This window comes from Mesorhizobium sp. B2-5-3, from assembly GCF_006441005.1.
In the GTDB taxonomy this organism is placed as follows: domain Bacteria; phylum Pseudomonadota; class Alphaproteobacteria; order Rhizobiales; family Rhizobiaceae; genus Mesorhizobium.
In genome coordinates this window covers 309,643-332,386 of the sequence record NZ_VFUS01000006.1, presented here as the reverse complement: position 1 = coordinate 332,386, position 22,744 = coordinate 309,643, and the positions used below count along the sequence as shown (strand labels likewise).

The following is a 22,744-nucleotide window of genomic DNA, read 5'->3' as shown; positions in this document are numbered from 1 at the left end:
CGACACCGGCTCCCGGAATTTTTTCAGAGCCTCGGCCGCGGCCTGCGCGACTGGCTTACGCCAGTTCAGCCTGGGTTGGGACTCGATTTTGCGGCGGCTGGCCCAATCGTCGAAAATGACGAACCGGATAGCCATTATGAGGAGACTGTTTATAACGGTCGCTGAGATCGCTGTGACCAAGGGGAGACGATGCGCTACATACGTCCACTTTCAATCGAAGATGCCGTTGGCCACTTGGCCGGATCGGCCGGAACGGCGGCCATTCTCGCCGGAGGCAGCGACCTGCTGGTGAGGATGAAGGGCGGCTTCATCGAACCCGAACTGATCGTCGACATCAAGGCGATCGCGGCCTTGAGCGAAATCAGGGAGACGGCCGACGGCTTCAGCATCGGTGCGGCGGTTCCTTGCGCGGTGCTGGGAGAGAACGCGGCCCTGAAGAAGGCCTGGCCCGGCGTCGTCGAGGCGGCCAAGCTGATCGGCTCGAAGCAGGTGCAGGGACGCTGCACCATCGTTGGCAATCTGTGCAACGCCTCGCCGGCGGCCGACAGCGTGCCGGCGCTGGTGGCCGCCGGCGCCAGGGCGGTGATCGTCGGTCCCGCGGGCAGGCGCACCATCGCCGTGGAAGCCGTGCCGACCGGACCGGGCAAGACGTCGCTCGCCAAGGGCGAGATCATCGAGGCGATCCTGCTCGACAGCCAAGCGCCGCGCTCGGGCGACGCGTATCTCAGGTTCATTCCCCGCACCGAGATGGATATCGCGGTGGTCAGCGCCGGCGTGAACCTGACGCTCGACGAGCAAGGTGTCGTCAAGGCGGCCCGCGTGGCGCTGGGCGCCGCCGCGCCCACGGTGCTTCTGGTGCAGGAGGCCGCCGAGGCCCTCATCGGCAGGACGCTGGACGAAGCCGCGCTCGAGCGGCTCGCCAAGGTCTGCTCCGGGGCCTGCCGGCCCATCGACGACAAGCGGGGCACGATCGAGTTCAGACGGAAAGTCGCGGGCGTGCTGGCCAGGCGGGCCGCCACGTCAGCCTACAAGCGTGCAGGAGGCAAGTGATGGCCGGTGTAGCAGTTTCAACCACGATCAACGGCGACAGTGTCGAGTATCTCTGCCAGCCCGACGAGACGCTGCTCGACGTGCTGCGCGACCGGCTCGGGCTGACCGGCGCCAAGGAAGGCTGCGGCACCGGCGATTGCGGCGCCTGCAGCATCATCCTCGACGACCGGCTGGTGTGCTCGTGCCTGGTGCTGGGCGCGGAGGCGCAAGGGCGCCGCGTCGAGACCGTCGAGGGCATGGCGCATGGCGACCAGTTGCATCCGCTGCAGCAGAAGTTCCTGGAGCACGCCGCGCTGCAATGCGGCGTCTGCACGCCGGGCTTCCTGATCGCGGCGAAGGATCTTCTGGCCAAGAACCCCGACCCGACCGAGGAGGAGATCCGCTTCGGGCTGGCCGGGAATCTCTGCCGCTGCACCGGCTATGACAAGATCGTGCGCGCCGTCCAGGACGCCGCAAGCGTGATGAAGGGAGCCTGACGATGAATTTCGATCCGCGTTTTTCCAATCGCAATTTCGCTTCGGTCGGCACGCGTCCCATCCGTCCCGACGGCGTCGACAAGGTGACCGGCCGGGCCCGCTACGGCGCCGACTTCAACATGGCCGGCCAACTGGTCGGGCGTGTGCTGCGCAGCCCGCACGCGCACGCCAAAATCAGGAAGATCGATACCTCGAAGGCGGAAAAGCTCGCCGGCGTGAAGGCGGTGATCACCGCGGCCGACCTGCCGGACCTCACCGACGGCGATGCCGCCATGTACGACATCCTCGACAATTGCATGGCGCGCACCAAGGCGCTCTATGACGGCCATGCGGTGGCCGCTGTCGCCGCGATCGACGCCCGCACCGCCAGGCAGGCGCTGAAGCTGATCGAGGTCGACTACGAGGTGCTGCCGCATGTCACCGATGTCGACCAGGCGATGCAGCACCACGCGCCCCTGATCAACGACGCCATTTTCACCGAGGGGCTGGAGGAAAAGCCGGTCAAGCCGTCCAATGTCACCAAGCGCAGCCAGTTCGGCCATGGCGACGTGCATCAGGGTTTTGGCCAGGCCGACTTCATCGTCGAGCGCTCCTTCAAGACCGAGCAGACGCACCAGGGCTATATCGAGCCGCATGCCTGCGTGGCCAACGTCAGCTCCGACGGCACGGCGGACCTGTGGGTGTGCACTCAAGGGCATTTCGTCTACCGCCAGCATTGCGCCCAGCTGCTGGGCATGGAAGCCTCGAAGCTGCGCGTCACATCCTCCGAGATCGGCGGCGGCTTCGGCGGCAAGACCCATGTCTGGGCCGAGCCGGTGGCACTCGCTCTGTCGCGCAAGGCCGGCCGGCCGGTGAAGCTGGTGATGACCCGCGACGAGGTGTTCCGCGCCTCGGGCCCGACCAGCGCCACCTCGATCGACGTCAAGATCGGCGCCCGCAAGGACGGCACGATCACCGCCGCGGAAGCGACGCTGCGCTACACCAGTGGCCCCTATGCCGGCACCTGGGCCGAGATCGGCGCCATGACGGCGTTCGCCTGCTACAGGCTGGAGAACGTCAAGACCGTCGGCTACGAAGTGCTGGTCAACCGGCCGAAGACCGCGGCCTACCGCGCGCCGTCGGCGCCGATGGCGGCCTTCGCGGTGGAAAGCGCCGTCGACGAGCTCGCCAAGGAGATCGGCATGGACCCGGTCGACTTCCGCATCAGGAACGCGGCGCAGGAAGGCACGCGGTCGTCCTACGGCCCGGTCTACGGCCCGATCGGCATCGGCCCGACGCTGGAGGCGGTGAAGAACCATGCCCACATGAAGGCGCCGCTGGGTAAGAACCAGGGCCGCGGCATGGCCTGCGGCTTCTGGTTCAATTTCGGCGGCCAGACCTGCACCGACCTCAACATCGGCATGGACGGCTCTGTCTCGCTTGCCGTCGGCACGGTCGATGTCGGCGGTTCCCGCGCCTCGCTGTCGCTGGTGGCGGCGGAGGAGCTGGGCATCGATTATTCGCAGGTCAAGGCCGTCGTCGCCGACACGTCCAGCCTCGGCTACAACGACATGACCGACGGCAGCCGCGGCACCTTCTCCTCCTCCATGGCGACCATCTCGGCTGCCCGCAACGCCATCAAGGTGTTGCGCGAGCGCGCCGCGCAGATGTGGGACATTTCCGTCGACGACGTGGTCTGGGAACAGGGCCATGCGGTGGCCAAGGGCGAGAAGCACGGCAATCTCGGCAAGCTGTCGCTGAAGGAGATCGCGGCGCAATCCGGCAAGACCGGCGGGCCGATCGCCGGCCATAGCGAGCTCGTCGCCGACGGCGCCGGCGTCTCCTTCGCCACCCATATATGCGACATCGAGGTCGACCCCGACACCGGCTCGACCAGGGTGATCCGCTACACGGTGGTGCAGGATGCCGGCAAGGCGGTGCACCCGACCTATGTCGAGGGCCAGTACCAGGGCGGTGCCGCGCAAGGCATCGGCTGGGCGCTCAACGAGGAGTATATTTACGGCAAGGACGGGCGGCTGCAGAACGCCGGCTTCCTCGACTACCGCATCCCGGTGTGCTCCGACCTGCCGATGATCGACACGCAGATCCTGGAAATCCCCAACCCCAACCACCCCTATGGCGTGCGCGGCGTCGGCGAAACCTCGATCGTGCCGCCGCTGGCGGCGATCGCCAACGCGGTGTCGAACGCGGCCGGCGTGCGCATGACCCACATCCCGATGTCGCCGCCACGCATCCTCGCGGCGATCGAGGCGGAACGGGAAGGCTGATGGTGCAAGTGACGCTCTGGGGGGCGCTTGCCGCGACCGCCGGAGGCCAGAGCAAGGTCGAGGTCGAGGCCAAGGACATCAGGGAGCTGTTCAGGAAACTGGTTGAACAGTATCCCGGCCTGGAGCCGTTGATCGACCGGGGGATCGCGGTGGCGATCGACGGGGTGATTTATAGGGATACGTGGTCGAAGAAGCTGCCAGAGGACGCGGAGATTTTTTTGTTGCCGCGGTTGGCGGGGGGGTGAGGGGAAGGCGTCTCTTGGCCTTAAGGTCCGAACGTCTTGTTAGGGACCGTAAGCGGATTGGCAGGTTTAGCTGAGGAACTCATGACAGCAGACGTTCAGTGTTCCCAGTCACGGGCCGGTATCGCATGATGGTCTTTGACGGGGCTTCCTACCTACGGGGATTATTCCCACAAACTGGCCTGGTCGACGCCGCGTCTTGCCCGGCGTGCGTGCTCCGTGTAGCTGAGCAGCGAAGGCCAGGCGGCAGGCGCGGGTACGTTGCGTTGCGTATGAAGCATTTCCCTGCGTCCGGCGTGGTGGACCCAGCGGCCCGCCACGGCAACGAAGGTATTGCTGCCGGCTTCGGTCTCCTGCAGGGTCTCCACGTCAAACCATGTCTCCCTACGGCGCGGCTTGACCTTTTCGTATATCGACGCGACCAGAGCCCGGTCGTTCCAGTCCCGGAAATATAGATTGGCATGGCCACGGACCGCCTGCAGGTCTTGAAAGCGGCCACGTCCGAAGCACGGTCGATGACGCCGAGTTCCCCCGACCGTTTCTCGAGGCGGTAGATAGCCGGGTCGAACGACAACAGCAGGAGGCGGGGTGTCAGTGGCATAAGAAGCATGGCACCGGGACTACCAAGGCCCGCCCCGCCCAGCACGCCCTTTTGCAGGTGAAAGCGGTTGGTGTACACTACCGGATCGTCGGACGTGAAAAACGGCATTGGCGTTCGAGTGAGTACAATCCGCGTCTGGAGGTGAGCTGTACTTTGGATGCTGTTCCTGAAGGCGCTTAGTGCCAGCTGAAGGGCCATTTCGTGTGTCACAACCAGGCTTTCCAGCAGTTCCGGTGTGGCCTCGTCGGCTACCATCGCGCGTTCCGCCTCGGCTAGCCGGATTTCGCCCTCGATCCACGCCGCGCTCCTATAGGACTGCAACAGCATGAAGCTGGATAGGGTCGAGATGTCTGTCCTTGTCGCTGCACGAGGATCGTCGACGACGCGCCGCATGATCTCGCCGTATTCACCTTCGGGCTCCTGCAGCGCCCGTTCCAGTTCGCCGTCGCGGCCGTAGAAATAAGGCCTAGCGCACTGTCCCTTCGCCGGTGCCGCCTCTATCTGCAACTCGCGAGCCATGTTGAACACATTGATGGCCGCGCCTTCACCGTCCGCGCAGAAAGCGCGGAGATAACAACGCGGGACGAAGTGCTGAGACTTGTTGGCGGGCATGGCCGCCGGATGATGTGTCGCTTCGGCCAAAGACGCAACGTGTTGTCCCCTGTCGGCGCGTCATACACGACGTCGCGGATATCAGGTCACAAACTTGCAGCAGCGACGAAGCCTTCCTCGGCCTCTCAGGCATAGGTGATGACCTCACGACACAAGCGCTCGTCTGGCTTATTAAAGCGACAAGAGCCAAACATCCTCAAGGTAGCGGCAGCGCATACTTCATGGCGCCTAGGCTGTAGGCTTTTTGAGACGCTCTTAGATTCTTTCATCACCTAGGGGGGTTCGTTCTTTGTTCTTTGCCGAACACACGTTAGAACGCTAAGCTCTGCGGATGAGCGTTATTCCGAAACCCCCTGCAAAGAAAACCAGAGCCATAGCTTCGTCAGGCGCAAGCCAGCGCGACAATTTTTCCGAGCCCACCAAGCGACTGCTGGCCCAGCGTGTCGGTTGGCTATGCTCCAATCCGGATTGCACGAAACCTACAGTGGGACCGCAAAAAGGCGGTCCCGGCACCATGAACATTGGAATTGCTGCACACATAACGGCCGCGTCTGAGGGTTTCGCCCGATATGACGCCCGTCTGACGCGGGAAGAACGAAAAGCGCCGGACAACGGCATATGGCTATGTAGCGACCATGCCCACCAGATTGACCACGACGAAAAGGCATTTCCGGTTGAATTGCTCCACAAATGGAAGAAGGAGGCGGAGGAGCGGGCGTTTGAGCAGCTGCTAACGGGCGGTCGTGCTCGCGTAGAATCTATGGGCGCCGAGCTTGCGGCGGCCCTTGAGTACCTTCGCCAGCAGCTTGGCATTCCGCAGGGTGAAGACTTGCCCGCCCTGGTGGAGAGAGCACGTTCTGCCGCGCTACTTCACATCGAGACGTTTGCCCACCAGGGTCCCGCGCATGCCGTGTCGCTTTCTTTGACGGCCGCCTCATCGCGAGGAAAATCATTCACCCACGTCGAAATGGCGGCAGCGCTCCGATCCTGTGGCATTCTGGATCTTGTGGCCGAACCGGGTCAAGGCAAGTCGACCACATTGATCCAGCTCGGTGCTAAGTTACTGGAAAGCGGTCCTGTGCCGCTGTTGATCCCGCTTGCCGAAGTCAGCCCGAGTGCGGACGACCTCTTTTCATGGATAGCTGGCCGCCAAGCTTTTGCAGGCGTGCGATCCGAGCACCTGAAGTTTCTCGCGGCACACGGCGAGTTGGCATTCCTGTTGGATGGCTGGAACGAGGTGACACCGGCCGCTCGGTTGGCTCTCATCAAAACCCTTCGGGCCCTTCGGCGTGAATTCCCGCTTCTGGTCATTTGCATAACCACGCGCCTCCAAGCCGTAGCGGTACCGTTTGTGGCTCGGACCATTCACATTGAGAGGCTCTCCGACGAGCAGCAGGAAGAACTGGCTTCCCAACATGGAGGTATCGGGCAGAATTTGCTTGATCGCGTCCGCAGAACGTCAGGTGTTCGGGACCTTGCCCGGGTGCCTTTTTATCTTCGGGCGCTGCTGCAGGTGGGAGGCGCCGGTGCCCTGCCTACAACCAAGGAAGGCACGATTTCGCTGCTGGTGGAGCAGCACGAGGATATTCCCGAACGCGCGGAGCAGCTACGACAAAGCATGCTGGGACAACACCGGCGCTATCTGAGTGACTTGGCCGTCTCTATGATGCGGGCGCGGACGACGGCGCTGGATGAGACGGCAGCCCGACAATCCCTGCGGATAACCAATACGAATTTGTCCATGGAAGGGCTGGTTCAGAACGCCCCGGAACCTGCGAGCATCCTCGAGACCCTTGTCGCCACCCACGTCTTGGTTCATGGCGAAGGCGACACGTACTCATTTCAGCACCAACAGTTCCAGGAGTGGTATGCCGCCGGGCATGTCGCGGCAATGATGTGTGGGCTTCCCAAGGAAGCCGGGATCGAAAGCACCTTTGCCCAAGAAATTCTGAACGACCGTATGTGGGAAGAGGCAATTCTGTTCGCCTGTGAGCGGCTGGCTGCAGATGAACCTGGTGTAGCCATCGTGGGACAGGTGGTGAGGCTCGCGATATCGGTGGGACCGATGCTCGCAGCTGAAATCGTGTACCGGTCAGGCGATGCCGTTTGGGACTCGGTGGCACCCGACGTGGAGGCTTTTGCACGTGCATGGCACCAGGCCAATCAGGTGGATTTGGCTGTCGGATTCATGATGAAGACTGGCCGGGGTGCCTTTGCCGACTTGGTTTGGCCGCTAGTTTCCAACTCTAGCGAACAGATCCAAAGCGAGGCCCTCCAAATGGGCGATCGTATCCGGCCATCTGTCTTCGGGACCCACCTGCGGGACGATTACGAGCATCTGGAGGAGCGGGTGCGGGGAAGACTCGTCTCCGGCCTCATCTTCGGCGGCGGCATCGAAGGTCTCGAGGTCGCGTTCGACCTCGCAAAGGGAGACCCTAGCGTGGCCGTAAAATCAGAAGCGGTTGAGGCCCTACTTTTTCGTGGCGCCCCCAGACAGGCGAGTTCAGTACTCGATGGCGCGGGTGTTGAGGTTTGGCGGCGCGTTGCCGAACAGGACTATTTCGATGGGCTAACCTCACCTCATGTCCTTAGCCGCCTGAAAGAGCTGCAGGAAGAGGATGCCAATTCCAACCCTAACCCGGCCCGTACCCTCAATCGAATGACCCGCAGGGCGGAACTATCGGGGGATGTCACGGACCTCGCTGCAATCCTCCGTGACGAAAACCTCGACCTCCGCGCAGACCACACCGCGGCCGCATTCCATCAGGCGAATAACGTGTTTCCCGAAGTCGTTGCGGCGGCGATGAAGGAACGGATTTTGGCCGGCTTGTCGTTGCCCTTCCGGGTCCAAGGATATCTTTCGCCGCAGCCAGTCAGCGAGGAAGCGGTCTTGTCGGAAATGATCGCTGACAGTCAGAAAATCGACGAGCAGACGAGCGGTGCTCTCTTCCTCGTGGGTTCGGGCATTATTACTGGAATGATAGGCGATTTTCTCGCGCTGAAGCCGAAGGTTTATGCGAGCGGCAGGCCTTCGTCAGTCGACTACGCACCTCTGGGGCTACTTCGGGACAAAATCTCCGGAACGCGCCCGGAAGCGTTTGTCGAAGCAATCGTGTCGTTTTCAGCCAACCAAGAACTTCGCGACATCGAGGCCCTCGCCGAGCTCATAACCGCCCACGGCAAACACGGAACGAACGAGGAAATGGACGACGTTTCGGTCAAAAGCCGTCGCAGGCTCGTCGAGACGTTGAACGGGTGGGCGGCTTGTCTGCTGAGTTCCGGCCAGCCTTCTCGGCACCACATGGCCGAAGTCGTGGATGCCATGCGGCGAGTCCCTGACCCATCCCAAATGAAATGGGTCTCGGCATTCCTGCATGAAGACCTTCAGCAGCGGGACGCTCTCAAGGCGTTGGCCAAGGACGGTCGCAACCAAGCGGCGCTTAATGAGTGGGGCACCAGCTATGCCCTGTCGTACCGGCAGGCGCTCTACGAAATTGGTTCGGACGAGGCGTATGAAGTCGCAAAATCGCTCTTGCGGCATCCGGAGTTTGGCCACGACGCAGCTATTGCACTCCGGCTCATCGCAATGCCTGTCCTCCTGGAGCAGAGATCCACTGTCTGGCCTGATCTGGATCGCGCTCAGGCCGCACGTAAAAGGCGGTTAAGCCAGGCCGATCTATCGCTTGATGCCGCAGAGAGCATGCTGCAAGTGACGGAAGAGCTAACAGCGGGCGAACCACCTTTTGGCCGCGCTGTGGCGGTTGCTGCGATCGCGGTGGTGATGCCGCACACAGCTCGGCCAGAGTTGATGGCGAAACTTGCCGGTTTCGAGGTGATGTCACACATCAAGCTTGACCTCTTTAACGGGATGATTGTCGGCGGACTTATTCCCTCGGCCGACTTAGTCCTTCAGGAATTTCGCAAGGTGTTGGCTGACAAGGAGAACAGGTGGTGGGATGACCAGACCTCCTACGCGATGTTCAGCTGGCTGAAAGTGTTTCCGAACACCGATCGTCCGGCCTCCGTTTTTGACGCCTTGTGTCTCATTCCCGAAAGGAACATTTCGAGGTGGCGGATAAGGGATATCCTTTCTCAACTGAGGCTCCTCGACGATGAAACCAGAGCGGGCATGCTGCGTGAGTTTGCCGTGAGATATCCCACGGTGCTGTCGGAGCATGAGTGGTTCGACCAAGTGCGAAAGCTGGGATTCCGCCCAGCAATAGACCTGCTTCTGCAGGGGGTAGAAGGCGATCTCGGCAAGGGCTTTGAACTCAGCGCGGGTCACTTCTTATTACCTGAACAACTTGCCTACGCCATGGCGGACGGCGACCTTCCGTATGCTTTCGAGAAGCTGGCTGCAGCGCGCTCCGAGGGCGCAAAGGCGCTGGTTTTCTCGGTCATTTTGAGGACCTCTTCTGTAGAAGGACTAATCGTCGCCACTGAGTCCCCGATGGGTCGGCAGACCGTACGCCGACAGGGAGAGCCCGGTGTACGGGATATGATTTATGCCAAAGAGCCTCACAACGCTGAGGGCACGTCCTATGAGCTTAGGCCGCGTAATGCTTCTGAGCTTAGGAAGCGACTGTTTGCGTTAACCATCTCTCCCGACAAGGATCAGGCGGCGTTCGCCGTCGATTACCTGACTCGCATAGACGCGCTGCGACACGACGATGGCGCAGCTGAGGATGAGCCTAGGCATCCTGATATCGGGAGTGGGCGGCCGTGGCCATTAAGACGAGGGTGACTGACTCCAATGCAGATCTCGTCATCAGATCAGCGACTGGCAGCTTTCGGGACGAAGCAGTTGGTCGCTGAACAGCGGAATGAGGTGCAAAGAAGCCGTGTAGATTTGATCCCCTTCACACCCCAACCACGGCGCCGTATTCACCTCCAGCGCTTCCTCCGCCGCGCTTTCCTCCCCAAGCACGTCCCCATGCACCGCCAGCGGCCGCCCGATCCAGATCGGGTCGACCAGGTGGTCGCGTTTGGGGTTGGTGGTGTTGGGATGGATGAGGATGCTCAGGCCGCCATGGTTCAGCATCAGCCAGGGAGCCAGCGTGGCGAAGATTTCGGGGGCGAAGGAGATTGGTACATGGCCTGCTGATGCGGGCCGACCGGCTCGTTGCACAGTTGCCCAGACGCACGCGGAACCGTTCGCCTATGCGCAGGCGCAGCCATTCGACCTGCTTGCCGCTCGGTCCGCCTGACATAGTAGATATGGGCGTGATAGTTGGCGATCTCCGAAGTGACTGAAATGGCCGTGTTCTCGCTCAATTGGAATCGACCTGACGGCAGACCTGTGTTCTAACTACCAGACCTTGGGAGGGGGAGCACAATGTATCGGGCTGTCATTTTGACTGCCGCGCTAGCACTTGCTGGCTGCGCAACTACATCCGAAATGCCGCTGGCGCCGAACGTGGTACGGTTGGATACTCACGCAAGCGGCGCCCTTTTTACCGGATCTGCAGGTGCGATCACGTTGAAGAAAGCAGCCGAGGCGACACTGTCTCGCGGCTATACACACTTTCGTTTTGACCAAGCCTCGACTGCCAGCGGTTCTCGGTTTGTCGGTATGTCCAGCAATACATTTGGGAATGCAAATGCAACAATCATGGGCAATACGGCTTACGGTACTTATAGCGGAACAACCATCAACACGCCCATGTATGCTCCGACGGCTGATATCGGTGTCACTGTAATAATGTTCCATGCCGATGAATCCGGCGCCCAAGGCGCGTTTGATGCCGCTGAAGTCCTCAAGAGAGGTGGACGGGTGTGACGGGGGCGATCGAAGACTCCAATAAGAGGCGACGCATCCTGTCCATCCAACCTTCAACTGACGAGGGCAATCACCGGCGCTAATTCACTCAGCTTCGTAGCCATTGCGTGATGCCGCTCGGTGCGCTTCTATCCATGCCGCGTCATCGCGGGGGGTCGTCAATTGTCTGCCAGGAACCAAACGTCCACCGGCCACGAAGCGAGCGAGGCCGGTTGGCTCGACCTTCATTTTGAATCGTCGCGCCCCGAATATGAGGCGGCCTTGCTCGATGCCGGCATCCGCCCGGGCTGGCGCGTGCTCGATGCCGGTTGCGGCAGCGGCGGCTTCCTGCCGCTCATCGCAAGCGCCGTCGGCCCCTCCGGCTTCGTCGCCGCGCTCGACCTCGCGCCCGAAAACATCGCCCGGGTCGAGGCGCTCGCGGGCACGCTGTCCGAGCCGCCGGACATTGCCACGCATGTCGGCAGCATCCTGTCGCTGCCATTCGCCGACGCATCGTTCGATTGTGTCTGGTCCGGCAATGTCATGCAGTATCTGACGCCGGCCGAGTTCGAGCTTGCCGTCGGCGAGGCCAGGCGCGTGCTGAAGCCGGGCGGCATCTTCGCGGTCAAGGATTTCGATTCGACCATCCTGCAGATCCTGCCCATGGACCGGGCGCTGCTGGCGCGCTTCATGGCGGCGAGGCTCCAGGGATTTCGCGAGCGGGGCGTGCTCGGCACCGATTGCGGTTCGACGCTTCCGGCGCGCCTGCGCCAGGCAGGCCTGCAGGTCGTCAGCCGCAAGGGCTGGCTGGTCGAGCGCTGGGCGCCCGCGCCTCGCTTCACGCGCGACTATGTTGCCGACCTGCTGGCCTATTTCGCCAGCGTCGCGCCGAGCTATGCCCTGCCTGATGCCGACCAGGCCTATTGGCGGGAGCTGAAGGAGCGGCCGGATCGCCTGCTCGACGATCCGGATTTCTGCTACCGCGAATTCTTCGTCATGGCGGTTTGCCGCACGTAGCGCTCCTCCGCGACGGCCGAAGCCGCGGCGCGGCGCCAGGCCGCAGGCAAACCCGGTTCCGAGATCGAGACTGAGCCAAGCCGCATTCGCCAGCTCTCCACTCAACTGGCCGGCTTTCGAGCGAATTTCTTCGCGAACCGTTAATTCGGCCGTGCTGTTAATAAGCATCTGCTAATGAACTGGTTCGCGCGGGGGTACGCAATGACCAAGAATCTCGGCAATGCACGCTATGTGCCGCCAAAGGAGCAGCAAGGCTCGGTCCTCGGCAAGGTCGCGCCGGCGCTGTTCCCGCTGGCCGTGGTGGCGCTGGGCTATATGATCGGAAGGCAGTTCTTCGGCCTATAGGCTCCGCCATCAGGCGCCGGTTTCGGCCGCGGCCTCGGGCCTTGCTTCGGCGCGGATGCGGTCGCTTGCCACGAGCACGACGGGGCAGGGGACGGCGGCCAGCACCGCCATGGCGGTGTCGCCGAAGAACAGTTCCTCGCCCGGCCGCTGCGTTACGCCCATCACCACCATCGCCGCCCCCTTGGCCACTTCCCTGGCGATCGCCTTGTCGGGCGTGGCGCGGGCGCGGATCGCGGTATCGACGGCTACGCCGTAGCGGTCGGCGAGATCGACGACGTCCTTGAGCACCGCCTCCTCGCGGCGGTGCGAAACGGTGCCTTGCCGGGCGCCTTTGCGCGCCTGCGAGACATAGAGCACCCTGACCCGCGCCCGGTGCGGCCGTGCCAGCGCCAGGGCGAAATCGGCGGCGCGGCGCGACACTTCCGTGCCGTTGACGGGAACGAGGATGGTGGTTCCGGCGCGCAGCACCGGCATCTTGCCCCCGGCGCCGGCACCGTTCAGCACCAGGCAGAGCGGACCGTCGAAGCCGCTGGTCATGTCGTTCAGCGCTTCGGTGAACGAGCCCTTCTCGGTCAGCATGGCCTCGAGCCCGACCAGCAGCAGGCCGTAGCCCTTGCGCGCCTCCTCGGCGATCGTTCGTGCGGTGGCCTCGCGTTCGCTGCGGGCGGTCAGATGCACCTTCTCGACCGGCGTGTCCTCGGCCTTGCTCACCGCCTTGGCGCTCCGGGCGGCACCCTTCTTGACCTCCTTCAGCGCGCGCTCCGGGCCCTTGTCGCGGGCCGGGCCGGCAAGCCTGCCGTCCTTGAGGTGGAGAAGCGTGGTCGGCATGCCGCTGCCGCCGCCGACCAAGCCGGCGAGATAGGCGGTGAACTTGCCGACCGGGCTGTCGTCGACCAGCAGCAGCAGCCGCTCCAGCTTGGAGACGAAGCCGCGCTCGTCGAGCAGCTCGCGGTCGACGCGCTGCTTCTCGGCATCTTCGACGGGCAGCCGGCCGAGCGCCCAGCGCAGCATGGGCGGCATGGCGAGGGTGGTGATGACCGCCATGGTGACGATCATGGTGAACAGATTGTGGGACAGGATGTTCATCGACAGGCCGATCGAGGCGACGATGACCTCGGTCGAGCCGCGCGCGTTCATGGCGCTGCCGACGGCGGTCGCCTCCTTCAGCGTCATGCCGGCGAAGCGGCCGCCGATGAAGGCGCCGCCGAACTTGCCGATGCTGGCGATGAGCACCAGCGCCAGCGTCAGCAGCGCCAGCGTCGGGTCGGCGAGCACGGTGAGGTCGGCCGAAAGCCCGGCCATGCCGAAGAAGATCGGCATGAAGAGCGCCGTGATGACGCCGCGCAGCTGGCTCTCGATGTGGCTGGACAGGATCGGGGATTCGCCGACCAATATGCCGGCGACGAAGGCGCCCAGCACGGTATGGACGCCGATCAGATTGGTGATCAGCGCCATCACGCCCATGATGATCAGGATGACCGATATGACGGCGTATTCGCTGCGGAAGGAATCGTTGCTCCAGCGGATCAGCGTGAACACCAGCCGGCGGCCGATGGTGAAGGAGAACACCATGAACAGCGCCACTTCGGCCACCGTGACCACCAGCGGCACGATTTGGAGGCTGCCATTGGTGGCGATGCCGAAGGTGACGGCGATGATCAGCCAGCCGATCGTGTCCTCGATGATGGCCGAGGAGATGATGACCTGGCCGAGATTGCGGCGCATGAAGTTCATCTCGCGCACCACCATGGCGACGATCTTGACCGAGGAGATCGACAGGGCCGTGCCGAGGAAAAGCCCGGCGACGACGCGCTCGCTGGGGTCGGGCAGCAGCGTGTCGGGCAGGAACTGCGCCAGCGCGAAACCGCAGGCGAAGGGCACGACGACGCCGGTGACCGAGATCGAAAAACACGCCGCACCTACCCGGCGCACCAGGCGCAGGTCCGTCTCCATGCCGGTGAGCAGCAGAAGCAGCAGGACGCCGAGCTGGGAGACCGCCTCGATCATGCTCTTCTGCGCGGGGTCGGTCGAGAAGATCAGCTGCTGCGCATCCGGCCAGAGCCAGCCGAACAGCGAAGGCCCAAGCAGGATGCCGCCGATCAACTGGCCCATGATCGCCGGCTGGCCGTAGCGCTGGAAGATTTCGCCCAGGCCGCGCCCGACCAGAAGCAGAAGCACGATCTCGGCGACGAAAACGCCCTCCGCCGAGCCGCCCATGCCCGCGGCGTGGCTGCTTGCCTGGGCTGCCCAGGCCGGGCCTGCTAAGGCAAGGACGGCGGAAGGGATGAGAATGGCAGGAAGAAATCTCGTTTGCGGCCAGTGCCTAGTCATCCAACCCCTCAACGCGGATCAAGTCCGCTGCGCATAAACGTGCAATGCCGCGCAAGGTTGCGGCAGGTCGGGCCAATCTGTTCGGGCCAATCTGTCTGGGTAAGTGCCGACATAAAAGACAGCGCTCTTCTCCCCGTCGCTATACGGGGAGGAGGTGCCGGCAGACGGATGAGGGCAGCGCCGACATGGGAAAAATACAGGATCCAGATGGTATTTGCCGAAACCTTGGCGCCGCCCCTCATTGTCCTGCCGGACATTTCTCCCCGTATAGTGACGGGGAGAAAGGCCCATCTACCGGCTGGACGCTGCCCGCGGATTGCTTCGCCAATCGTCGCTGGCCGCGATCGGCGATCTAGCCCGACTTCTTGGCGCCGCCCGGCAAAGCACCTTCAGGCGGCGGCTCCGGGCCGAAGACGCTGCGGCCGCCGAGCAGGTGCGACTGGTCGAACTCGCCGGCGACGATCTCCTTCAGGCTCGGGCCGGTGACGTAGCGCTCCAGTCGCCGCGCCTGGCCGTCGAGCCGCTGCAAGGCGGCAAGCTCCTCCTCGCGGCCGAGCTTGGCCTTGGCGACCGCCGACTTCATGACGGCGATGGTTTCGTCATAGACCTTCAGCGGCACCGGAAAGGGGTGCCGGTCCTTGCCGCCATGCGCCAGCGAGAAGCGCGCCGGGTCGGAAAAGCGGCACGGCGCGCCATGCACCACCTCCGCCACCATCGCCAGCGCCCGCACCGTACGGGCGCCGACGCCCGGCACCAGCAGCAATTCGGGAAAATCTGTCGGGCCGCTCTCGATGGCGGCGGAGATGTTGCCGTGCAGCCGGCGCATGACGATGTCGCTTTCGCGCACGTCATGGTGCGCCGGCATGACCAGATTGGGCAGCATTGGCTGTGCGTTGTCGCGCTTTGCCGAAGCCGTCGCGGGCTCGATGGCGGCGAATTCGTGCACGATCCGGTCGGGACCGAGCTGGCGCAGAAGATCGAGCTGGCCGCTGCGCGAGGCCTCGGCGCGATGGTCGGTGAGGTTGACGATCTCGCCCTGCCGCTCGCCCTCGATGGCCGCGTGCGGCTGGTCGACGAAACTCTTCAGCCCTTCCGACAGCCAGTGGTAACGGCGCGCCTGCCTTCTGTCGCCGTTCATGCCTTGCTGGACGACCACCCAGCGGCTGTCGTCAGTGACGATGAAGCCATGCAGATAGAGATCGAAACCGTCCTGCACGGCGGCGCTGTCGACCTTGGCGACCAGGCGGCTGGCGGTGGCAAGGGCCGCGCCGTCGAAGCCGACACGTTCGCCGATCATCTCCAGCTCGTGCGGCGTCTTGCGCGAATGAGCGCCACGACCGCCGCAGACATGAATGCCGAGCTCGCCCGACAGCGGCGTCAGCCCGCGCTTCAGCGCGCCAATGACGCTGGTGGTGATGCCGGACGAATGCCAGTCCATGCCCATCACCGCACCGAAGGACTGGAACCAGAAGGGATGCGCCAGCCGGCGCAGCAGCTCGTCGCGGCCATAATGGTGGATGATCGCCTGGCACAGCACCGCGCCGAGCCGCGTCATGCGGTCGCCCAGCCACTTTGGGACCCGTCCGCCATGCAGCGGCAGGTCGGCGCTGCCGCTTCGCTGCGTCACTTGTTTCGATGCTCCGTGGCCGGCCGCCCGAGGACCGGATCTGTCCCTCTAGATGGCATCCATGCGGCTATTTTCCAAGCCGGCACACAGGCGCTCATTCGCGGTTTGATTCAGGATGGCGCCTCACCCGGTTGTTCGCAAAGCGTTTTTGTCCATCGCGGACTAGACATGCACGTCGCCGAAGGAGAGTTCGCCGTTGTCGTCGGGCGTCAATAAGGCGACGGCCAGCAGGCCGGCAAAGAGGATGGCGACCAGCGTGACGATGACCAGGCCGGGCACGGGACCCAGGGCGGCGGCGCTGACGGCCTCGCGCAATGTGCCGACGAAACCCACCGGCGCGGCCTTGTCGAGCAGGCTGGGCGTCGATAGTTTGAGGATCCAGGCGAGCAGCAGGATCAGCATCATATGGATGTAGTTGCGGCGCAAACGGCGCGCCAGCGCCACCCGCTGCGAGACCAGGAATTTCGGCGTGCGCAGGCTTTCGCCGACGATCAGCAGCCAGTCCGAGGCGAAGTCCGGCTGCGGCGAGAAGATCTGCGCGAAATAGTGGCGCTCGAACTGGCGCACGCGGGCGCGGTAGACGTCGAAGAAGCGGTAGCGCCGCGCCTCGATCCACAGCAACAGCAGCACCAGCAGCATGGCGAACAGGAGCACGCCGTGATGGGCACTGGCCGTCGACAGCGACACCGACAGCATCGCGGCCACAACGGTGATCGCCCAGTTGCTGGTCCTGTCGATACGGTCGCGCCATCCCGCCATGCGCGCAATCTCGGCGCGATGGAAATGCGACATCACGGTGACCATTTCGCTGGGCGAAAGCGTCCTGCCGACGGGCGTTGCCGGCGCATCGTTCATAGTTCCCTCCCAACCCAATGAAACGCGTGGAAGGCGATCTCGTTCCGCCGACGGCGGATGGCGCCGACCCAGGCGGACTTGCGGCCACTTCTGTCGCGACGGCGGTGCGCCGAGGCTTTTCAAACGCTTAGGCAGGTTCGCTCAGCTTCTGAGTCCGCGTCCGAGTGGCTCTGGCTCTTGAGAATCCCTTTGCCTTGGGCAACATGGCGAACATGAACAAGCCGATTTCCACCGCATCGCCGCGCAAGGCGGCGATGGCGCTGACGGAGGCGCTGGTCGCCCGCACCTTGCGCGCGGTCGAGGATGCCGGGCCGACGCCGGGCATGGTCTACATGACCGATGCCGACTATGCGCGTTTCAGCGACGAAATACTGGGCGATGCGCCGGCCGGGCCGCTGAAACTGTTCGCCTATGGCTCGCTGCTGTGGAAGCCGGCGGGCGAGGTAAGGGGCGGTGAGCGCGCGGTGGCGACTGGCTGGCACCGCTCTTTCTGCTTCACCGTGCAGCGATTTCGCGGCACGATCGAGCAGCCCGGCCTGATGATGGCGCTCGACCGTGGTGGCCAATGCCAGGGCATGGTGTTCGAGATCGCGGAGCCGGTTGCCGACAATCTCGAGGCGCTGCTGCGCCGCGAGATGACCATCCTGCCCGCCGTCAACGTGCCGCGCTGGCTGCGGGTCAGGACCGAGGGCGGCACGTGCCGCGCGCTCGGCTTCGTCGTCGATCCCGCCAATACGCGCTATGTCGGCAGGCTGGACAAACGGGCGATCGCGGCGACGCTGGCCCGGGCCGCCGGCCATTGGGGCTCGGGCGCGCAATATCTGTTCGAGACCATCCGCCACCTCGACGCCTGCGGCATTCGCGATCGCAACCTGTGGCAGTTGCAGGCGCTGGTGGCCGAGGAGATCAACCGCGTCCACGCCACGGTTTAGCGATCGGCGTTCCCAGCGCAGCGCGACCCGAAAGTTTCCGGACGCTTTCCCGCCACTCCAAATCTTCCGCTTGACGAATACATATCCCGACGGTTATACGTCGATCAATAGCCAACGGGTTATCGATTAAATGCCGGATGCTCATGATGCGCTCTTCAGGACGCTCGCCGACCCGACGCGGCGCGCCATCTTCGAACGGCTGTGCCGCCAGGGAGAGCAGACGGTGGGAGCGCTGACGATCCAGTCGGGGGTCTCGCAGCCGGCCGTGTCGAAGCATCTGGGCGTGCTGAAGCAGGCCGGGCTGGTGCGCGACCGCCATGAAGGCCGCCAGACGCATTACAGCGCGCAGCTCGGCGCGCTGGCGCCGCTGATGGACTGGACGCGTGAGATGGCCGGGTTCTGGGAAAGCCGGTTCGACGATCTCGAGGATCTGCTCAAAAGGATGGACCAGTGAACGACACTGCCGCCGAGACCCGCACTGTCGTCGTCGAGCGGCAGATTTCGCATCCGCCGGAAAAACTCTGGCGCGCACTGACGCAACCGCATCTGATTGAGGAGTGGCTGATGAAGAACGATTTAAATCCGGTCGTGGGCCATCGCTTCAACCTCAGCACCGCCTGGGGCGGCGTGCTGGATTGCGAGGTGCTTGCCGTCGAGCCGCACAAGACGCTGTCCTACACCTGGAACCTCGCGCACCAGGACCCGGCCTTCGATCTCAGGAGCGTGGTGACCTTCACGCTCACCCCGACGCCTGCCGGGACCCATCTGCGCATGGAGCAGTCCGGTTTCCGGCCCGAGCAGAGGCGGGCCTATGGCGGCGCCAAGATGGGATGGCCGAAATTCCTGGAGAAGCTGGAAGAGCTCCTGGCACGCACGGACTGAAGTCCGCCGGCCGGGGTTCATGGCAAGGCTGTTCGAAGGCGGCCGCCGCAACAAAACCTATGGAGGACATGCGATGAAGATCAAATTGACCCGCGTCTATGTGGACGACCAGGAGAAGGCGCTTGCCTTCTACACCGACGTGCTGGGCTTCACCAAGAAGGCCGATTTCAGCAACGGGCCGTTTCGCTGGCTGACCGTGGCTTCGCCGGACGAGCCTGAGGGAACCGAGCTGCAGCTTGCGCTGAGCGACAACCCCGCGGCCAAGGCCTACCAGCAGGCCTTGTTCAAGCAGGGCCAGCCGGCGCTGATGCTCTTCACCGACGACATCAAGGCCGATCACGAGCGCATCAAGGCGCGGGGCGCGGCCTTCGCCATGGCGCCGACCGAAGTGACCGGCTCGACCATAGCGCAGCTCAACGACAGCTGCGGCAACCTCATCCAGATCACGCAGCTGGCGCGCTGGTAAGCGGCGTTTCGTTCATTTTCCAGGAGGAGATAGCATGGATTGGAACAAATGGGTCCGGCAAACGCATCGCTGGCTGTCGATCATCTTCACGGGGACTGTCCTCGCCAACTTCGTCGCCATGGGCTTGGGGCAGCCGCCTGCCTGGGTGGTCTATTCGCCGCTGCTGCCGCTTTTCCTGCTGCTGTTCAGCGGCCTCTACATGTTCGTGCTGCCATACGCCGCCAAGCGGCTTGACGGGCGGCAGCGCGCGAGCCAGTAAGGACGGGATGGATGGCGAAGAGGCAGGGGCAATCAGCCAAAGGCGCCGCCAGGCCTGCAACCGCCGGTCCGGTCCTGCTTTCTGGCGGCAACCCGCAGATCGCCAAGGGCGAAGGCAACGCGCCCGTCCAGGCCTATATCGCGGCCATGCCGGGCTGGAAGAGCGAGGCCGGCGGCCGCCTCGACGCGCTCATCGAGCGTGCCGTGCCTGATGTGCGCAAGGCCGTCAAATGGAACTCGCCCTTCTATGGCGTGGAAGGCGAGGGCTGGTTCCTCAGCTTTCATTGCTTCACGAAATACATAAAGGTAGCCTTCTTCCGCGGCATGTCGCTGGACCCGGTGCCGCCTGGCCAGTCCAAAAGCAAGGACACGCGTTACCTTGACATTCATGAGGACGACGAGTTCGACGAGGCCCAGTTCACCGAGTGGGTGAAGCAGGCGAGCCGACTGCCCGGCGAACGGATGTGAGATTTGCGCGCCGGGCCCGGATTTGCCGCGCGCAACAGAGCGCCTATGATCGGGCGGACGGGGCGGTGACCGCCCTCAAGCCTGAAGGAGAACGGACATGACGAAGAGCGGGTCGCCAGAAGGCAGGTCTCCTTCGCAGCTCATAGACGGCAGGATCGAGGAACTCGGCGACTGGCGGGGCGAGATGCTGAGCCGGCTGCGCGGCCTGATCCGGCAGGCCGACCCCGAGATCGTGGAGGAGTGGAAATGGCGCGGGGTCCCGGTGTGGGAGCATGCCGGAATGATCTGCACCGGCGAGACCTACAAGAACGTCGTCAAGCTGACCTTTGCCAAGGGTGCGGCGCTGCCCGATCCGTCGCGCCTGTTCAACTCCAGCCTGGAAGGAAACACCAGGCGCGCCATCGATTTCCAAGAGGGCGAGGAGGTCGACGAGGAAGCGTTCAAGGCGCTTATCCGCGCCGCCGTGGCTCTGAACAAGTCAAAGGCCCGGCGATAAGCTCCGTGTGACTGGCGCCGAAGAACGCGGCGGGCAGAACTAAGCCTGTCGCGCTCCTTCGCGCCCTTCTGGCCTCATCCGTCCCTCAGCCATACCAGCATCTCGCCGGGCTCGCGGTTGTCCCAGGCGAAATAGGGGATGGCGGTCAGCCGCGTCTGTCTGGCAGCGGGCGGGTCGGTGCGGTAAAGCCCGTTTTGCCAGCCCTCATCGGTGTCGGCCAGCGCTGTGGTCGAAAGCGCCACCACGCCGCCCAGCAGGTCCGGCTCGTCATGCGCCTCGATGCTTGCGGTGCGCGGCAATGCGATGCGGTGCAGGCTGCCGTCATTGTCGGTCGCCTCGACGCAGTAGATCAGCGGGCCGCGCGAGAGCGCCACGCGGCCGGCGTCCTGACGCACCTGCGGGTTGGCGTAGAGCCGTTCGATCGGCATTTCGAGATCGAGGCGGACGCTATCGCCCTTCTTCCATGTGCGCCGGATCGCCGCGTAGCCATCGCTGGTGACGTCCTCGAGCTTCACCGTCTCGCCATTGACCTTGAGCGCCGCGCCGGCGCTCCATGCCGGCACGCGCAGATGCAGGGTGAACGCGACCGGCGCCTGCGGCTCGATGGTGATGGCGACCGCACCGTCCCAGGGGTAGCGGCTCGCCTGCGTCAGTGCCACCGGCACGCCCGCTATGTCGAAACGAGCGGTGGAATCGCCATAGAGATGGACGGCAAGCGCGTCGTCCGCCAGGCTGTAGAAATAGCTGCCGATGGAGGCCACCATGCGCCCGATATTGGGCGGGCAGCACGGGCAGCGGTGCCATTTCCATCTGTTGTGCCGGCCCCGGCTTTCCAGCGGGTTTTCGTAGAAGAACAGCGAGCCGTCGAGCGACAGGCCCGAGATCGAGCCGTTGTAGAGCGCCCGCTCCATGATATCGGCGTAGCGGGCGTTCGGCCCCATGCCGAGCATGCGGCTGGCCCAGAACACCAGGCCGACGGCGGCACAGGTCTCGGCGTAGGCGCTCTCATTGGGCAGGTCGAAATCGCTGGTGAAGCCCTCATTGTGCGCCGACGGCCCGAGCCCGCCGGTGATGTAGAGGTTCTTGCTGGTGAGATCGTCCCACAGCCGGTCGAGCGCCACCCGCAAGCTGTCGTCGCCATATTCGGTGGCGATGTCGGCCATGCCGGAATAGAGATACATCGCCCTGACCGCATGACCGACGACCTTGTCCTGCTCGCGCACCGGAATGTGCGACTGGCTGTATTCGTAGGTCTTGAAATGGTAGGCCTTGGGATCGGCGCCGCGGGCGCGCGCCTCCTCATCGAAATAATGCGGTTGCTGCCCACGCTGGTCGATGAAGTATTTCGCCAGCTCCATGTATTTGTTCTCGCCAGTCACCCGCGCCAGCTTCACCAGCGCCAGCTCGATCTCCTCATGGCCGCAATAGCCTTTCTTCTTGCCCGGCTCGGGCCCGAGCACCGAGGCGATATGGTCGGCATAGCGGCACATGACGTCGAGCAGCTTGCGCTTGCCGGTCGCCTGGTAATAGGCGACGGCGCCCTCGATCAGGTGGCCGGCGCAATAGAGCTCGTGGCAATCGCGCAGATTGGTCCAGCGCAGGCCGGGTTGGATGCGCTGGTACCAGCTCGAGAGATAGCCGTCCGGCTGCTGCAGCTTTTCGTAGAGGTCGATGACGGCGTCGATCTTCTTCTCCAGCTCCGGGTTCTTGGCGCGGTAGAGCGAATAGGCCGCCGTCTCGATCGTCTTGCCCCAGTCGGAGTCCCAGAACATCTGCGTCGTCACCGTCGAGCCGGTGAAGCCGGGGGAAGCCGCCTCGTCGGGCGAAGGGGAATGGAACGGGATGACGACGCCGGGCGAGGGCCGGTCCGGATCGATCTGCTCCAGCATGCCCGCCTCGACGCAGCGGTCGTAGAGGATATCGGCGGTGCGCGCGGCGACTGCATCGGCACGGTCGCCCCAGAAGCCGTGCACGTCGACCTGCGGCACCGGTAGCGACCGGAAGGCGAGTTTGGGCCTGGAGGCGCTGGCAGGCCTGGCAGAAGACGATGCGGTCATGAAC

At 63.9% G+C, this 22,744-nt stretch carries 20 protein-coding genes and 1 pseudogene; 15 read left to right on the top strand and 6 right to left on the bottom strand.

Annotated features, from left to right (window positions below):
• The first annotated feature begins 189 nt into the window (after nucleotides 1-189).
• The 4 genes from FJ867_RS16835 to FJ867_RS16820 are packed head-to-tail and all read left to right on the top strand — an operon-like array spanning nucleotide 190 to nucleotide 4,038.
• A complete protein-coding gene (locus FJ867_RS16835) occupies nucleotides 190-1,050 on the top strand; it encodes a xanthine dehydrogenase family protein subunit M (protein ID WP_140499232.1) in 861 nt (286 codons plus the stop codon).
• A complete protein-coding gene (locus FJ867_RS16830) occupies nucleotides 1,050-1,526 on the top strand; it encodes a (2Fe-2S)-binding protein (protein WP_140556297.1) in 477 nt (158 codons plus the stop codon). The genes FJ867_RS16835 and FJ867_RS16830 overlap by 1 nt, the downstream gene beginning before the upstream one ends.
• Before the next feature lie 2 nt (nucleotides 1,527-1,528).
• Nucleotides 1,529-3,793, top strand: a complete 2,265-nt coding sequence (locus tag FJ867_RS16825) for a xanthine dehydrogenase family protein molybdopterin-binding subunit (protein WP_140817981.1) — start codon at nucleotides 1,529-1,531, stop codon at nucleotides 3,791-3,793.
• Nucleotides 3,793-4,038 (top strand): MoaD/ThiS family protein, encoded by a 246-nt coding sequence (locus FJ867_RS16820; RefSeq protein WP_140817979.1) that lies wholly within the window; start codon nucleotides 3,793-3,795, stop codon nucleotides 4,036-4,038. The genes FJ867_RS16825 and FJ867_RS16820 overlap by 1 nt, the downstream gene beginning before the upstream one ends.
• A 161-nt stretch (nucleotides 4,039-4,199) precedes the next feature.
• On the opposite strand, the gene FJ867_RS29005 is transcribed toward FJ867_RS16820, so the two are convergent.
• A complete protein-coding gene (locus FJ867_RS29005) occupies nucleotides 4,200-4,403 on the bottom strand; it encodes a hypothetical protein (protein ID WP_246675067.1) in 204 nt (67 codons plus the stop codon).
• Between the two features lie 1,359 nt (nucleotides 4,404-5,762).
• Here FJ867_RS29005 and FJ867_RS16810 point away from each other — a divergent pair.
• The gene (locus tag FJ867_RS16810) at nucleotides 5,763-9,992 is read left to right on the top strand and encodes an HNH endonuclease (protein ID WP_246675066.1); all 4,230 of its coding nucleotides are present in this window, start codon (nucleotides 5,763-5,765) and stop codon (nucleotides 9,990-9,992) included.
• Between the two features lie 24 nt (nucleotides 9,993-10,016).
• Here FJ867_RS16810 and FJ867_RS16805 read toward each other — a convergent pair.
• A pseudogene (locus FJ867_RS16805) lies at nucleotides 10,017-10,426 on the bottom strand (DOPA 4,5-dioxygenase family protein).
• A 157-nt stretch (nucleotides 10,427-10,583) separates the two neighbouring features.
• Here FJ867_RS16805 and FJ867_RS16800 point away from each other — a divergent pair.
• The 3 genes from FJ867_RS16800 (at nucleotide 10,584) to FJ867_RS28785 (ending at nucleotide 12,368) form a co-directional block, all read left to right on the top strand.
• Nucleotides 10,584-11,027, top strand: coding sequence for a hypothetical protein (locus tag FJ867_RS16800; RefSeq protein WP_140817974.1), 444 nt, complete (start codon nucleotides 10,584-10,586; stop codon nucleotides 11,025-11,027).
• Nucleotides 11,028-11,189: 162 nt separating this feature from the next.
• The gene (locus tag FJ867_RS16795) at nucleotides 11,190-12,023 is read left to right on the top strand and encodes a class I SAM-dependent methyltransferase (RefSeq protein WP_246675065.1); all 834 of its coding nucleotides are present in this window, start codon (nucleotides 11,190-11,192) and stop codon (nucleotides 12,021-12,023) included.
• Between the two features lie 201 nt (nucleotides 12,024-12,224).
• A complete protein-coding gene (locus FJ867_RS28785; RefSeq protein ID WP_181165259.1) occupies nucleotides 12,225-12,368 on the top strand; it encodes a hypothetical protein in 144 nt (47 codons plus the stop codon).
• Between the two features lie 9 nt (nucleotides 12,369-12,377).
• On the opposite strand, the gene FJ867_RS16790 is transcribed toward FJ867_RS28785, so the two are convergent.
• The 3 genes from FJ867_RS16790 to FJ867_RS16780 form a co-directional block, all read right to left on the bottom strand.
• Nucleotides 12,378-14,585 (bottom strand): cation:proton antiporter, encoded by a 2,208-nt coding sequence (locus FJ867_RS16790; RefSeq protein WP_246675064.1) that lies wholly within the window; start codon nucleotides 14,583-14,585, stop codon nucleotides 12,378-12,380.
• A 466-nt stretch (nucleotides 14,586-15,051) separates the two neighbouring features.
• Nucleotides 15,052-16,326: a DUF763 domain-containing protein gene (locus tag FJ867_RS16785; RefSeq protein ID WP_140657470.1), complete on the bottom strand. Its 1,275-nt coding sequence runs from the start codon at nucleotides 16,324-16,326 to the stop codon at nucleotides 15,052-15,054.
• Between the two features lie 162 nt (nucleotides 16,327-16,488).
• Nucleotides 16,489-17,181: a DUF2270 domain-containing protein gene (locus FJ867_RS16780; RefSeq protein ID WP_140663560.1), complete on the bottom strand. Its 693-nt coding sequence runs from the start codon at nucleotides 17,179-17,181 to the stop codon at nucleotides 16,489-16,491.
• Nucleotides 17,182-17,393: 212 nt separating this feature from the next.
• On the opposite strand from FJ867_RS16780, the gene FJ867_RS16775 reads away from it, so the two are divergent.
• The 7 genes from FJ867_RS16775 to FJ867_RS16745 all read left to right on the top strand — a co-directional run bounded on the left by FJ867_RS16775 (nucleotide 17,394) and on the right by FJ867_RS16745 (nucleotide 20,683).
• Nucleotides 17,394-18,113: a gamma-glutamylcyclotransferase gene (locus FJ867_RS16775; protein WP_140817971.1), complete on the top strand. Its 720-nt coding sequence runs from the start codon at nucleotides 17,394-17,396 to the stop codon at nucleotides 18,111-18,113.
• Nucleotides 18,114-18,243: 130 nt separating this feature from the next.
• Nucleotides 18,244-18,567 carry a metalloregulator ArsR/SmtB family transcription factor gene (locus FJ867_RS16770; RefSeq protein ID WP_140499215.1) on the top strand — a complete coding sequence of 108 codons (324 nt, stop codon included), beginning with the start codon at nucleotides 18,244-18,246 and terminating at the stop codon, nucleotides 18,565-18,567.
• A complete protein-coding gene (locus FJ867_RS16765; protein WP_140728396.1) occupies nucleotides 18,564-18,995 on the top strand; it encodes an SRPBCC domain-containing protein in 432 nt (143 codons plus the stop codon). Before FJ867_RS16770 ends, FJ867_RS16765 begins: the two co-directional genes overlap by 4 nt.
• A gap of 73 nt (nucleotides 18,996-19,068) precedes the next feature.
• Nucleotides 19,069-19,461 carry a VOC family protein gene (locus FJ867_RS16760; RefSeq protein ID WP_140559866.1) on the top strand — a complete coding sequence of 131 codons (393 nt, stop codon included), beginning with the start codon at nucleotides 19,069-19,071 and terminating at the stop codon, nucleotides 19,459-19,461.
• 34 nt (nucleotides 19,462-19,495) lie between these two features.
• Complete coding sequence (locus tag FJ867_RS16755; RefSeq protein ID WP_140516265.1) at nucleotides 19,496-19,720, top strand: hypothetical protein; 225 nt, start codon at nucleotides 19,496-19,498, stop codon at nucleotides 19,718-19,720.
• 11 nt (nucleotides 19,721-19,731) lie between these two features.
• A complete protein-coding gene (locus FJ867_RS16750) occupies nucleotides 19,732-20,187 on the top strand; it encodes a DUF1801 domain-containing protein (RefSeq protein ID WP_140817969.1) in 456 nt (151 codons plus the stop codon).
• Nucleotides 20,188-20,284: 97 nt separating this feature from the next.
• Entirely contained in the window at nucleotides 20,285-20,683 is a 399-nt protein-coding gene (locus tag FJ867_RS16745) for a DUF1801 domain-containing protein (RefSeq protein ID WP_140674385.1), read from the top strand.
• Between the two features lie 74 nt (nucleotides 20,684-20,757).
• Here the strand turns inward: FJ867_RS16745 and FJ867_RS16740 are convergent, their stop codons facing one another.
• Complete coding sequence (locus FJ867_RS16740) at nucleotides 20,758-22,740, bottom strand: glycoside hydrolase family 127 protein (RefSeq protein WP_140817967.1); 1,983 nt, start codon at nucleotides 22,738-22,740, stop codon at nucleotides 20,758-20,760.
• Between the last annotated feature and the right edge of the window lie 4 nt (nucleotides 22,741-22,744).